This window comes from Flagellimonas hymeniacidonis, from assembly GCF_008040165.1.
GTDB classification, from domain to species: Bacteria; Bacteroidota; Bacteroidia; order Flavobacteriales; family Flavobacteriaceae; genus Flagellimonas; species Flagellimonas hymeniacidonis.
Window position 1 is genome coordinate 1377064 of record NZ_VRUR01000002.1, and the last position, 13783, is coordinate 1390846.

The following is a 13783-nucleotide window of genomic DNA, read 5'->3' on the forward strand; positions in this document are numbered from 1 at the left end:
TGCTACCAAAATTACAAAAAATTATTTACTGCAATGTAGAAGAGCACCGATAGTAAAAATGTACTAAGTGCGAGTTTTTTTAGCTCTCCATCCAGTTCTATAGGCTCTTTTGTTCTTATTACTTTTCTTAAATGGATGAAAATAGGAACAAAAGCGAGCATGTAAAATGCGTTAAGCGGGGTTGTCTTTTCCAGCAATGTATAGCTAAGCATACAAACAAATGCAAAAACGATTAAAAGTATATGATAGCGTTTGCCATTGGCAAATCCCATTTTTACCACCAACGTATTCTTACCATGATTTTGGTCAGAAATTATATCTCTTAGATTGTTCAGATTCAATACCCCTACACAGAGGAGTCCTATGGTAACAGCAGGTAAAGCTGATGTCCAATCCAGGGACTTGGTATACAGGAACATGCTTCCCAAAACACCAACCAATCCAAAGAATATAAATACAAATACATCTCCTAGGCCTCGGTACCCATATGGTTGTGACCCCATAGTGTATCTAATGGCTGCCCATGTACTTAAAATGCCCAATGCCAAAAACAACAATATGTAGTTTAGGTTTTCATTTCCAAAGGCAGTATAAATCAACATTATTGCCAGTAATAAACTTATAGCAACAGCAAGTACAATTCCTTTCTTTAGTCCTGATTTGGTAAGCAGCCCACTTTGCAAAGCTCTTGCAGGGCCAATTCTATCTTCTGCGTCAGTGCCCTTAACTCCATCGCCATAGTCATTTGCAAAATTGGATGTCACCTGAAAACCTATAGTGGTAAGTAATGCAAGAATAAAGATGGTCAGCTCGAAAAAATTCTGTTTTCTTGCCAAAGCGGTACCAACAATTATCCCAGAAAGTGATAATGGTAGCGTGCGCAATCTAGCAGCTTGTACCCAAGCCTTAGTTTTGTTCAAAATTAATAGGGGTCTTCTATTTTAACTCTCTTTCCATCTTGGTAAGAAGCAACAAAAGCGTCTTTGAAACCCATGTTCACCAATTGTTTTCTAAAAGACTGTGCCTCATCCAAGGTTTCAAAATTACCCAAGGAGTATGCATAAAAAGGATTGGTCTTCACAAATAATGTATTGGTCAAAGCTTCAGAGGCTAAGGTTACATTATTTTCCACAAACGATTTTACTTGAACAGAATAGACTTTTTCTTTATCCAAAAAAGCTTTCGCCAAGTAAAACTCTTTTACCAAACTCAATTCTTCATTTTGGACTTTAAGATTACCCATACGTGTCTTTATCGCTTCTAGACTATCCAAAGAAACCAATAGGTTATTTTGATTTTCGAAAGAGTTCTTGCTGCTTAAACCCGCTGTGAAAGACGTAATTGCCAAAGTCCCTACTATAAACAATGAAGTGAACCCTAGCAGTATGTTACGCTGGAGTCTTATCTTCCGTAAATCTTTGTTTTTAAATTTTATCTGATCTAAGAGTCTTTCGTTGATAATCTGGGCCTTATCTATATCCTTGTGTAGATCCAACAAATCACTTTCTTCAATAAAAGGCATATGCGGAGAGTTATAAATTCTACAACTATGCTAAGGGCATAATTGTCAATGAGTTATTACTATTTCTACAAATGTAAAATTTTTGCGTAAAGAAAAAAACTCTGCGTTAGCTAATTAATCTTTTTAAATCAACATTTTTGTAATGAACTTTGACAATGACCAGTTACAATAAACGAATTCCATCGGGGGCAATAGTGATCTTTCGTTCTCTATATAACGTTCCTATCGCCTTTTTAAAGGACTTTTTGCTTAACTGAAGTTTTGTTTTAATCTCTTCAGGGGAAGACTTATCATGCAAGCTTAAAAAGCCATTATTCTCTTGCAATCTTTCCAAAATCATTTTTGCTGTAGGCTCCAACATTTTAGCGCCAATTTGCTGAAGTGCAATATCTATCTTGTTATCTGGACGAATATTCTTGACATAACCCGTTAATCTATCCCCTGTGGCAAGAGGCTTAAAAACATCACTTTCAAAAATGAGACCCTTATGCTTATTTTCAATGATAACTTCCCAACCTAAAGGGGTTTTTCTATTCACCATTAATGCTACCGCATCGTTTATCTTAAAATCAACCTCTTCATTGGATAAAAATCTATTCACTCTACTTGAACCGGTCAACCTAAAAGTTTCTTCATCCAAATAACAATGAACAACGTAGCTTCTCCCCTCTTCCATTTTTATCCCCTGTTCCCTAAAGGGAACCAGCAAGTGCTTTTCCAAGCCCCAATCTATAAACGCTCCAAAATCCCCAACTTCCACAACTTTAAGGAAAGCAAAATCGTTACGCTTTACCAAAGGCTTAAGGGTTGTTGCAATCGGGCGTTCGTTATTGTCCAAATAGCAAAAGACTTCTAAGTCACCATCAATCTCAAAATCTTCTGGAACATATTTATTGGGCAATAACACCTCTGTTCCTTCATCATCTCCTAAAAACAAACCTACACTTGTACTTCTCAACACTTTAAGTGTATTATAATTTCCCAATTCTATCATAGCGCAAAGGTAAATTGAAATATGGGTATAAAAAAAGCTGCTTTAAAGCAGCTTTTATAAATACTAGTGATTTTCTAGTTATAAACGGATTCTTTTCCAAAATGCTTTGCCAACATATAGTAGATTACAGCACGATGCTTGTTTTTGTCCGATCTTCCATATTTGTCAATAACCCCATTTATTGCGGTCATTAAGTCTGCACTATCCGCAAGGCCCAATTTCTTGATCAAGAAATTGTTTTTTACTGTCTCTAATTCCTTATCATCTGACCCCGAGACTTTGGAGGCATCCAAATTATAGATTGCAGGACCCAAGCCAATCGCAACTTTGGTTAACAAATCCATATTTGGTGTCTCACCAAATTTGTCTTTTATGTCCGCGGCATACTTTACAATTAATTCATCTCTTTTACTCATAATAGTTAGTGTTCTTGTGTGTTTATATACTTATGCTTCTAAGATATGAAATCAAAGTAACTAAGCAAAACATTGTTGTTCTCTAGGCGAGGAGTGTTTATCTCCAAAATTTTAGGGTGTGCCGATACGGAATAAAAATTGGCTAATACATCTTGCAATTGCTCTTCACTGTTTACCTGGTTATATTCAAATCCATACATTTTGGACAACTGTTCTGCGGTTAAATGATGTGTGGTTTCAAAAAAGGTGGAAAATTCTTGGGTTTCTTCCTTACCCGGTAAAATTCTGAAAATTCCTCCTCCGGAATTATTGATGATAATAATTCTGAAATCTGGACGAATATAAGTATTCCAAAGTCCATTGCTATCATAGAAAAAGCTGAGATCCCCGGTAATCAATAAAGTTGGTTCCTCATTATAAATGGAAGCGCCTACCGCAGTAGAAACACTCCCATCTATTCCACTTGTTCCTCTATTGCAGAATACGTTCAGGGAAGCATCCATAGGAAATAATTGGGTGTACCGCACCGTCGAACTATTCGCCAACTGAACCTGATACCCTTTGGGTATGCATTGTTGTATTTGATTGAAAACTGTAAAATCTGAAAATCCTATTTGACTTAAGTAATTGATGCGCTTTTCTTCGTATTTTTCCCGTACCCCACTCCAAAAAGTGTTGTAATCGCTATGCTGCTTATTTTTTGGTAGTATGGCTTCAAAAAAATCTGAGGGCCTTGCCTTAATATGATGGGATAAACTAAAAAAAGTATCATAGGCCTTTTTTGTATCTATATGCCAATGTGTTTTGGGTTGATACGTCCTCAAAAAAGCTTTTATCTTTTTGGATACAATCAATCCCCCAAACGTAATCAACATATCTGGTCTTAGCGCATTAAAAAGCTCTTCTCTTTTATCCGATTTTTCTATCGGCGCTATAATGCTATCAATGCTTGGAAAAAAATTGGGGTGATGTACATTGGAGGTAGTCTCTGTAAATACCAGAACACTGTTATCGTTTGCCAGTGCCTCTAGAATTTCCTTGGTAAGGGTATTGGGATAGTTCACCCCAATTAAAATCATTTTTCGAACACTGGAATTCCAAGTGCCCCTAAGGGCATCCAAATTTTCTATTCCAGATTCTACTGCTGTTGAATTTGGTAGCTCTTGGATTTTTACTCCCGTTGTTTTTGTTCGACCATATAAAGGCTCTTCAAAAGGGATATTGATATGTACCGGAGACTGGTCCTCAATCGCTATTTGTAGTGCCAAGGATATCTCCTTATCATTATATTCTTGAATTGCTTTTTGCGTTTGTCCACCATCTAAAAAGACAGAGACAGACTCATTTCCATGATTAAGATCTTGCTTTAAATTGGCCTCGTATCCTATGTGCTCTTTAAACACATTTTCCTGCCTAATGGTTTGTCCATCACCAATATCGATCTTATAGCCAGGCCTATCTGCCGATACTACTATGAGTGGTATATCGCTGTAAAATGCTTCTGCAATTGCAGGATAATAATTTAAGAGAGCACTGCCAGACGTGCAAACCACCGCCACAGGTTCCCGCAACTGTTGTGCCATTCCCAGTGCAAAAAATCCTGCACACCTTTCGTCGACAATACTAAAACATTTAAAAAATGGATTCTTGGTGAAGCTCAGGGTCAACGGTGCATTTCTGGAGCCGGGAGAAATAACAATGTTTTTGATTCCCTTAGATTCAAAGTAAAGAACAAGTGTTTGTGCAGAGGGAATATCCGAATACGTCATTAGTCACAAAAATACGTTCCAAAAAGGTATTCCACCAAAATTCAGGGAAACGAAATTAGAGAACTTTCAACATGGTCTTGCTTTTGTTCTGAGTCTCAGTCCATTCATTTTCTGGATTGGATGCAGATGTAATTCCGCCTCCTACAAAAATAGAAGCATTTCCTTCCGTTAATTCCATACATCTCAGGTTTACAAATAGATGTGCTTCTTTTCCTTCGTTTAGGTTCAACTCCCCTAAAAAACCCGTATAAAAACTTCGTGAGTAGTTTTCATTGGCAAGGATAAAGTCCTTGGCTGCATCCATAGGAATTCCACAAATGGCCGGGGTTGGATGCAATGTTGAAATGATTTCCTCCACACTTGAATCTTCTGATAAAACTCCTTTAATCTCCGATTTTAAATGCCACAGGCCTCCCGCTTTTATCGCCTTGGCAGTTCCAATATCCAACCTTTTCAAGTTTTTTGATAAGCGCTCCTCAATATAAGAGGAGACCATTTCCTGTTCCTCAATTTCTTTGCTTCCCCAATTTGGCCGGACGCCTTCTTCAAAAGGAAGGGTGGCTGCCAGCGACATGGTTTTTAGCTGCTTTCCTTTAATTGCCAATAATGTCTCTGGGGTAGCACCGCACCAAATGCCCACTGCAGGATGAAAAAACAAATAACAGAAGGCATTCGGGTAACTTTCAAGAAGTGATCTAAAAATGTCAGTTGCTTTTCTTGAGTGTTTTACATCAACTTTTCGTGATAGCACAACCTTTTTCAATACTCCTTTCCCAATCTTATCTATTCCTTTTTTAACTAGATTTAAGTGAATGTCCTTTCCTAAATCTGAAGGAACCAGTTTATCACTGGTAGGTTGACTCTCTGCTTCAAAAGAAACTGTGTTTACTTCATCTGCAGTAATTAAAACAGCATTACTATCCAGCACAAAGGGAGCAAAAACGAACCCTCTTTCCCTAAAATCAATTGTGGTATGTAATTGATCATTGGATTGAAAAATTCCTTTTACATGATCTTCAGACGGTTTTCGATAAATAGAAAAAGGAAGTCCTTTTTCAAAACAAAAATCAATCTTCTTTAGAAGTATGTAGAAATCTTTATTTTCTTGGTAAGGCAATGGTAGTCAGTTTACAGTTGGAAATTAAATCTCCCTCCTCGTTGGTGATTTTTATTTCCCATAGTTGGGTGGTTCTTCCTTTATGAATTATGGTTGCGCGTGCATGTACAAACCCTTCTCGAATGCTTTTTACATGGTTTGCGGCAATCTCAATTCCTCTTACATAAAACTCCTGCCCATCTAAAAAAATGTAAGACGCTGCACTGCCCACACTCTCTGCCAAGGCAACGGATGCACCACCATGTAAGACGCCATCTGGCTGGTGAACTCTAGGGGTTACCGGCATTCTTGCAATTAAAAAATTCTCTCCCACATCAATATAGGTGATATCCAAGGTTTCCATTAATGTGTCCTTTCGAATTCCATTACAAACGGATAGAATTTTCTCTTTATGCTCGTTCATCCTTCTATTTTTTGTAAAATTACACAAAGCTACTGCAATTATAGTTTAAGCCGCTTCACAATATGGACATGAAAGAAAAGACGGTTACTTACTCAACCAAAAACACCTATATAACACTAAACACCCTTACTCCAAAAACAAAAAATGTGTGGTTGGTATTTCATGGAATAGGATACCTCAGTAAGTTTTTTATCAAATATTTTGAGGCGCTGGATGCTGAAGAAAATTACATTATAGCTCCACAGGCACCTTCCAAATACTATTTGAAAAATGAATATAAATATGTTGGAGCTAGCTGGTTGACAAAGGAAAATACGAAGACAGAAACTACCAACGTCCTTAATTATATAGATGTTGTTTTTGAATCCGAAGCACTTTCTTCCGACTTAAATCTTATTTTTTTTGGTTTTTCCCAAGGTGTATCCGTACTGACTAGATGGCTAACTCAAAGAAAGATTCAGTTTAACACTTTAATTCTTTATGCAGGTGGCATTCCCAATGAGCTCAAAAAAGAAGATTTTGATTATTTGGATTTCACCACTTCAAGTGTGAAAATCGTTTATGGAGATCAAGATGAGTATCTAAATAGTGAGCGATTGAAGGTAGAAAAAGTTAAGATTGACATGCTTTTTCAGAGAAACGCAGAAATTATCACTTTTAGTGGTGGGCATGAAATGAAACCAGAACTCATAAACACTTTAATTAACTAAAAGATACAAAAAGGTATTTAGCCGGTGCATCGATAATGGTTATTAAGTTAGTTGGTTTCTTCTTTAACTTCTTCAACAGGATAATAGGTGATTTTACGGGTGGTGTAAGTATTATCTGGAGTGATAATTTGTTTTACCCAATTCTTCTCTTTACTATTATCAAACTGGAATATGTACTCTTTAACGGCTTGGGATGTTGCTGTTTTAGTCACTACTTTGGATAACATCCCATCTGCATCATACGTGTAGAGCATTTTCTTTTCTGAAACAAACTCTTTTTTTTGGGCATTATGGATATACTGTTCGCTGGACAAGAGCTTTCCTTCACTATTAAATACTTCCTCCGTAGCTGTATTTGGCTCACCATCTATATATTCCTTGGTCAAAACTACTTTTTGGGTACCTGTACTACCTTTTCTTTCAGAAGCTCTAATGGATTTTTCCATAATACCATTTATGAAATAGCTTTTGGTAAACTCATCTTTATAGGGAACATATTCTATTTGGGTTTCATCTACCCCTTCTGCATTGGATGTAGTTATTTTTAACAACTTACCTTGCTCATCATAATCGTATTCTTGTTGTTCTAAAAATTCTTTGTCATAAGAAATAATTTTTTCTAAAACCTTTCTTTGCGGTAAGGTGTCTATGGTATAAAAGTTCGCCATAGAAGTGGCTTCATCAAGCATATTGTTCTTATAGCTTTCCATGCGCTTTTCTATGAGCTCCCCATCAACATATTTATAATAGGTAATATCTTGGTCTGTGTCATTATATTGTGTAATGGTCTTGTTTAAAAAGCCTTCTTCATTAAACTCAAAAAGCTCCTTTCCATAATCTGTAATGACCAAGCATGATTTTACGTTCCCGCGTAAATCAAAATCCTCAACCTTAAACACTTGAATCTCTTGAGACCAACCATTAAGCATTATCGAAGTAAAGAAAAATAAAAAGTAGTTTTTAACCATAATGCAAAATTACTTCTAATTGAGGCAACTAAAAAATCTAAACTATTATGCAATCCAAAAGAAAATGTTATCTATTAAAATTTGCGTTCTGGGGCAAAAGGTGCAATATCCATGCTAGTTTTTTTAACTGAAATTAATTCAGATACCAATTTGCCTGTTGCCGGGCCCAAACTCCAACCCATCATGGCATGTCCGGTGGCAAAGGTTAAATTTTCATATTGCTTGGATCTTCCAATATATGGAAGTCCATCTGGAGTAACAGGTCGCAGTCCGCACTTAGCGTTGCTCTTATCCTCTTCAGAAATTTTAAGCCCTTTGTAAAAACTCTCTGCTCCTCTTGCTATTGCTTCCACTCGTTCTTTTCTAACAATATTGTTGATTCCCGAAAATTCCATTGTTCCTGCAAAACGCGTATATCCGGCCATTGGAGTCACTGCCATTTTTGCTTCCATTAAAATAGCTGGCATTGATATGTTAGTTGATGCCTCCACATTTATTCTGTATCCTTTACCAGCTTGCATGGGTATTTTTGTCTTCAATTTCTTTGAAAGTTGTGAGGTCCAAGACCCAGCTGCAAAAACAACCTCCTCAGTTGCATAGCTTGCTTTTTTTGTCCTTACTTCGGTAACTCTTCCACCAGTAGTTATAATATCAACAACTTCTTCGTTTTTCTTGATAACAACCCCATTGTTTTGAAGAAAATCCAGCATTCTTTCCATAAACTGCTTTGGGGTTGTATGTCTATCGCATTCGTAATGAATGGCACCTAGTGCATTTAATTCAATATTAGGTTCCATTTTACGTAAACCATCCATATCGAGGTTGTTTACCTCTAGTCCTAAATCACCAGCCTTTTGTGCAACTTCCATTTCATGATCTCTTTCTTTCTCGGTCTTATACAACATTAATAACCCCTTTCGCTCCAAATGAAAATCGCCTAACTCTCCTGAGGATTTAATCCCTTCGAACAACTCCCTACTTAATAGATTAATATCTCGAATGATAGGCATAGCCTTTTCTACTTTTGACTTTGTAGAGGACTTTTTAAAATACCACGCCCATTTCATAAAATCCAAATCAAGTCTTGGTTTCATATAAAAGGGGCTAGATGAATTAAACATATACTTTATCCCTTTTGTAATCATTCCTGGAGAAGCCAAGGGAACGATATGGCTTGGTGTTATATATCCTGCATTGACAAAAGAAGCACCTGAATTGATATTGGATTTATCCAAAACGGTGACTTCATGACCTTCCTTCTGTAAAAAATATGCTGTGGAAAGCCCAACGATTCCCCCTCCTACTACAATAACTTTTTTGCCTTTGCTCATGCTAAATCACTTGAAAACCATATGCATAGGGATCATCTTCCGAGTCAATTGTAATGATATTTCTACCATATATTTTTGCCCATCCTTTTACACTAGGTACGATTGCCTTTTTATCCTGAAGCATGGTTTCTTGTTCTACTACTCCAACAAATTTAGACCCTATATAGCTTTCATGTATATATTCTTCTCCTAATTTTAGCAATCCCTTTGCATGCAGTTGTGCCATACGTGCGGAAGTTCCCGTTCCACAAGGAGAGCGATCTATGGCTTTGTCCCCATAAAAAACGGCATTTCTCCCTGAGGAACTCTGCTCAAGAGGGGTGCCAGCCCATAGTATGTGTGAAACTTGGTTAATGTTCCGGTTTTCTGGATGTATAAAAGTGTCTGTGTATTTGTTGTTGATTTTCTTTCTGATTTCTTGCGAAAACTGAATCAATTCACTGGCGGTGAAATCTTGAATTCCTGGGAAATTTTGTTGAGGATCTACAATGGCATAAAAATTCCCGCCAAACCCCACATCAAAATTCAACTTACCTAATACTGCACTGCTTATATTTAAATCTTGTGCTGCCAAATAACTTTTAACATTGGTCAATTTTACCCATTCCACTTTTTTATCTGGCTTGTGGTATTCAATTTCTACCAATCCTGCTGGGGTTTCCAACCTTACCCTTCCTTTCGTTTTGGGTTGTATTAACCCTTCTTCAAGGGCAATTGTTATTGTGCCTATGGTACCATGACCGCACATAGGTAAACAACCACTTGTTTCTATAAATAATACTGCTATATCGTTCTTATCATCATGAGGAGGGTAAAGAATACTTCCGCTCATCATATCATGACCTCTAGGTTCAAACATTAAGCCTGTTCTTACCCAATCGAAATCCTTCATAAAATGCTGACGCTTCTCCTCCATGGTATTCCCTTCCAGTTTTGGACCACCGTCCACAACAAGTCTAACGGGATTGCCACAGGTATGGGCATCAATGCACTTAAATGTATGTACGCTCATTTATAAGCTAGGAATTTGTGGTCTTGTTTTTACTCCTTCATCAATAATTGATAACACTCGTTTACGCTCTTTACCTTGCAAGGGCAATCGCGGAGCCCTTACATTCTCTGTTCCGATTCCTGTAGCGACCTCGGCCAACTTAATGTTTTGCACCAATTGTGGATTGATGTCCAATTCTAGTAAGGGCATAAACCAGCGGTAAATTTCTGTGGCTTCTGCCACTCTTCCAGCCTTTACCAATTTATATATGGCTACAGTTTCTTTTGGAAATGCGCAAACCAATCCAGCTACCCAGCCGTCGGCGCCCATCAAAAGACTTTCCATGGCCAAGGTATCTACTCCCCCTAAAACCTTTAGTCGGTCCCCAAATGTATTTCTTATCCTGGTAATATTGGTGATATCCCTAGTAGATTCTTTAACCGCCTTGATGTTGTCGTGCTTCAACAGTTGCTCAAACATATCCAGGGTAACCTCAATCTTGTAATCGACTGGATTGTTGTATACCATAATAGGTAGTGTGGTACTTTTTGCCACAGCTTCAAAATAAGCCATTGTTTCATAATCAGTAGACTTATATCGCATTGGAGGGAGCATCATAAGTCCACTAGCTCCGTACCTTTCAGCATTTTCGGCAGCTTTAATAGCTCCTTTTGTAGATTGCTCAGCAATATTCATTACCACAGGGACTTTTCCTTGTACCAAGTCCACTGTATGCTCAATTAAAATTCGTTTTTCATCCTCATCTAAAGTGCTAGCTTCACCTAATGTTCCTCCCAATATAATACCGCTCACTCCAGCGTCAAGTTGGGCATTTATGTTCGTTGCAAACATTTCTAGGTCCAATGTATCTTCATTGGTGAACTTTGTAGTAACAGCAGGCATTACACCTTTCCATTCAAATGACATCATAGTTAAATTGTTTTGTTCAAAAGTAGTTCATCAGTTTTGGCCTATTTCACTCAAAATTATCTAAAACCGATACTATATTAACCTATTTATAGATATTTATACATTTTTTTAGGTAATTTTGGATTGTATGAAAGTATATGCTTTTAAAGTTCCGAAAAAGCCTGGTGAGAATATAATTGTACAATGTGACAAAGGGCCTACATTTTTTGATAAACTCCATCAACATGAGGAAATTCAATTAAGCCTCATCATAAATGGACATGGAAAGCTAATTGTAGGCGGTAATGTACACTCGTTTAAAGACGGAGATTTTTTTGTTATTGGTAGTGGTCTTCCCCATTTGTTTAAAAGCACTGTAGACTATACGGATTCTTTTATGATCTCTATTTTCTTTACAAGAGCCTCTTTTGGGGATTCCTTTTTTGAACGTAGGGAGATGGAAGGGTTAAAAAGCTTTTTTAAGTATGCGGAGTCAGGATTCAAATTGAGCCGCAATGAAAATATGATACCTCAACTCATGGAATCCATAGTCTCTGCGGATTACTTTTCGAGGTTTATTTTGTTCTTACAGCTCCTTAAAACACTGAGTGAATGCAGAAAACACAAACTTTCTAATTTTACTCAATCCAAAGAAATATCCGATGATCACGGGGAAAGGTTACGGTCCGTTTTCGATTTTGTAATGCAAAACTTTGACCAGAAAATTACCCTCGAAAAGGTTTCGGAACTAGTGCATATGACTCCCAATGCTTTCTGTCGTTTTTTTAAACAACGCACAAATAAGACTTTTTTTAATTTCTTAATCGAGGTGAGGGTGGAACACGGAAGCCAGTTGCTATACAACAACAAAGATCTTTCTGTTTTGGAAGTTGCTCATTTATCAGGGTTCAACTCCATTTCAAACTTCAACAGAAAGTTTAGGGAAATTAAAGGCGTTAATCCATCTAGGTTCGTACAATCATTGAGTTAAATCGTTTTATTTAGAACATTGGATAACTTTTCTTTCATTATTTTTGGCGGATTATATGCTAAACAAGTACAAATGAAAAAAATACTGCTGTTGGTCGCTGGTTTGGTTTTCTCGTGCAATTCTGCTCAAAAAACCGTTGACAAACAATCTGAACCGTCTAACGTTTCTGCCGATCCGGTCGCCTATGCCGAGACCATAACCCAAGATGAATTAAAAGAGCATTTGTACATCTATGCCTCTGATGAATTTGAAGGTAGGGAAACTGGGACACCAGGACAAAAAAAGGCAGTTGAATACCTTAAATCCCAGTATGAAACCTTGGATATTCCTGCCGCAAAAGAAGACGGAGATTATTTTCAAAAGGTTCCACTAGAAGTGGCAAAGGTTCCTGAAGGAAACATTATGATTAATGGTAATGTCTTTGAATTGGGTGCTGATGCGCTAACCTTTACTGAAGCCGTAGGCACTTTTACAGATATTGTTTACGCAGGATACGGAGTTGAAACAGAAACCTATTCTGATTATAAGGGATTGAATGTTAGCGGAAAATTGGTGTTGATAAAATCAGGGGAACCCGTGAATGCTAATAGCACCTATGTTGTTTCCGGGACTGAAGAAAAGTCGGTTTGGAGCAATATGTCAGAAGCTTTGGGTAAAAAATCGAACCTTGCTGTAGAAAAAGGAGCAGTTGGCGTTTTGTATTTTGATGTACAAAATTTTGCTAGATACAAAAGCTATTTCGACTTTATGAAGACCAATAAAGCTGGCAAAATGTCACTTAGAGAAGAAGCTTCCGATAGCTTTATGGTACTGCTTAGTGAAAAATCTGCCACTGCTCTCAAAGAGGATATTCAAACAGATAACACACCCAAAACAATTACTACCGATATTGTTCTCAATGCTACTAGTGGAAATGAAGAAGTACATTCAGAAAATGTTGTGGCTATCCTAAAAGGTTCTGAAAAACCAAATGAATATGTTGTAGTATCTTCTCATTTAGATCATATTGGTGTAACGGCAGATGGGCAAATAAATAATGGAGCGGATGATGATGGTTCTGGCAGTGTGGCTCTTTTGGAAATTGCGGAAGCTTTTAAGAAAGCAGCGGAAGCCGGGGAAGGACCTAAACGTTCTATTGTATTTTTACATGTGACTGGCGAAGAAAAAGGATTACTAGGTTCCAAGTATTACACAGATTATGAACCAGTGGTACCCTTGGCACAAACGGTAGCCAATCTCAATATTGATATGATTGGTAGAATTGACCCTAAAAGAGTTGGAGATAGAAACTATATTTATCTGATTGGATCCGACAAGTTAAGTACGGAACTCCACAATCTTTCTGAAGAAATAAATAAAAAGTATACCAATATTGAATTTGATTACAAGTACAATGATGAAAACGACCCCAATAGATTTTATTACAGAAGTGATCACTACAACTTTGCAAAAAACAATATTCCAATCATCTTTTACTTCAACGGAACACATGCCGATTACCATAGACCTGGAGATACTCCAGATAAGATAAATTATGATCTCTTGGAGAACAGAACAAGGCTTGTTTTCTATACTGCTTGGGAAGTGGCCAATAGAGAAAATAAAGTGATTGTGGACAAGGCAATTGAATAATTTACAAACTAAGATAACAAAAAGCCCTTC

14 protein-coding genes are annotated in these 13783 nt (G+C 37.2%); 3 read left to right on the top strand and 11 right to left on the bottom strand.

Features of this window, described 5'->3' with window-relative positions:
• Nucleotides 1-11: 11 nt before the first annotated feature.
• The 7 genes from menA to FVB32_RS15145 all read right to left on the bottom strand — a co-directional run bounded on the left by menA (nucleotide 12) and on the right by FVB32_RS15145 (nucleotide 6221).
• On the bottom strand, nucleotides 12-920 hold the full coding sequence (gene menA, locus FVB32_RS15115; RefSeq protein WP_147744668.1) for a 1,4-dihydroxy-2-naphthoate octaprenyltransferase: 909 nt from the start codon (nucleotides 918-920) through the stop codon (nucleotides 12-14).
• A gap of 2 nt (nucleotides 921-922) precedes the next feature.
• Nucleotides 923-1522, bottom strand: coding sequence for an SPOR domain-containing protein (locus FVB32_RS15120; RefSeq protein ID WP_147744669.1), 600 nt, complete (start codon nucleotides 1520-1522; stop codon nucleotides 923-925).
• Between the two features lie 163 nt (nucleotides 1523-1685).
• Nucleotides 1686-2516 (bottom strand): CvfB family protein, encoded by an 831-nt coding sequence (locus FVB32_RS15125; protein ID WP_147744670.1) that lies wholly within the window; start codon nucleotides 2514-2516, stop codon nucleotides 1686-1688.
• A gap of 74 nt (nucleotides 2517-2590) precedes the next feature.
• The gene (locus FVB32_RS15130) at nucleotides 2591-2932 is read right to left on the bottom strand and encodes a DUF2853 family protein (RefSeq protein WP_147744671.1); all 342 of its coding nucleotides are present in this window, start codon (nucleotides 2930-2932) and stop codon (nucleotides 2591-2593) included.
• 38 nt (nucleotides 2933-2970) lie between these two features.
• Complete coding sequence (gene menD, locus FVB32_RS15135) at nucleotides 2971-4701, bottom strand: 2-succinyl-5-enolpyruvyl-6-hydroxy-3-cyclohexene-1-carboxylic-acid synthase (RefSeq protein WP_147744672.1); 1731 nt, start codon at nucleotides 4699-4701, stop codon at nucleotides 2971-2973.
• Nucleotides 4702-4756: 55 nt separating this feature from the next.
• Nucleotides 4757-5818 carry a chorismate-binding protein gene (locus FVB32_RS15140; RefSeq protein ID WP_246139899.1) on the bottom strand — a complete coding sequence of 354 codons (1062 nt, stop codon included), beginning with the start codon at nucleotides 5816-5818 and terminating at the stop codon, nucleotides 4757-4759.
• Nucleotides 5799-6221, bottom strand: a complete 423-nt coding sequence (locus tag FVB32_RS15145) for a PaaI family thioesterase (RefSeq protein ID WP_147744673.1) — start codon at nucleotides 6219-6221, stop codon at nucleotides 5799-5801. Before FVB32_RS15145 ends, FVB32_RS15140 begins: the two co-directional genes overlap by 20 nt.
• A gap of 68 nt (nucleotides 6222-6289) precedes the next feature.
• On the opposite strand from FVB32_RS15145, the gene FVB32_RS15150 reads away from it, so the two are divergent.
• Nucleotides 6290-6931, top strand: a complete 642-nt coding sequence (locus FVB32_RS15150; protein WP_317132216.1) for an alpha/beta hydrolase — start codon at nucleotides 6290-6292, stop codon at nucleotides 6929-6931.
• Between the two features lie 47 nt (nucleotides 6932-6978).
• On the opposite strand, the gene FVB32_RS15155 is transcribed toward FVB32_RS15150, so the two are convergent.
• From FVB32_RS15155 to FVB32_RS15170, 4 genes are all read right to left on the bottom strand, one after another.
• Nucleotides 6979-7899 carry a hypothetical protein gene (locus tag FVB32_RS15155; RefSeq protein ID WP_147744675.1) on the bottom strand — a complete coding sequence of 307 codons (921 nt, stop codon included), beginning with the start codon at nucleotides 7897-7899 and terminating at the stop codon, nucleotides 6979-6981.
• A 74-nt stretch (nucleotides 7900-7973) separates the two neighbouring features.
• Nucleotides 7974-9230, bottom strand: coding sequence for an NAD(P)/FAD-dependent oxidoreductase (locus FVB32_RS15160; protein WP_147744676.1), 1257 nt, complete (start codon nucleotides 9228-9230; stop codon nucleotides 7974-7976).
• 1 nt (nucleotide 9231) lies between these two features.
• Nucleotides 9232-10242, bottom strand: a complete 1011-nt coding sequence (locus FVB32_RS15165; protein ID WP_147744677.1) for a 4-hydroxyproline epimerase — start codon at nucleotides 10240-10242, stop codon at nucleotides 9232-9234.
• A complete protein-coding gene (locus tag FVB32_RS15170; RefSeq protein WP_147745080.1) occupies nucleotides 10243-11148 on the bottom strand; it encodes a dihydrodipicolinate synthase family protein in 906 nt (301 codons plus the stop codon).
• Nucleotides 11149-11278: 130 nt separating this feature from the next.
• On the opposite strand from FVB32_RS15170, the gene FVB32_RS15175 reads away from it, so the two are divergent.
• Together FVB32_RS15175 and FVB32_RS15180 are read left to right on the top strand one after the other, a co-directional pair.
• Nucleotides 11279-12121 (top strand): helix-turn-helix transcriptional regulator, encoded by an 843-nt coding sequence (locus FVB32_RS15175; protein ID WP_147744678.1) that lies wholly within the window; start codon nucleotides 11279-11281, stop codon nucleotides 12119-12121.
• A 72-nt stretch (nucleotides 12122-12193) separates the two neighbouring features.
• The gene (locus FVB32_RS15180; protein ID WP_147744679.1) at nucleotides 12194-13753 is read left to right on the top strand and encodes a M28 family peptidase; all 1560 of its coding nucleotides are present in this window, start codon (nucleotides 12194-12196) and stop codon (nucleotides 13751-13753) included.
• Nucleotides 13754-13783 lie beyond the last annotated feature (30 nt).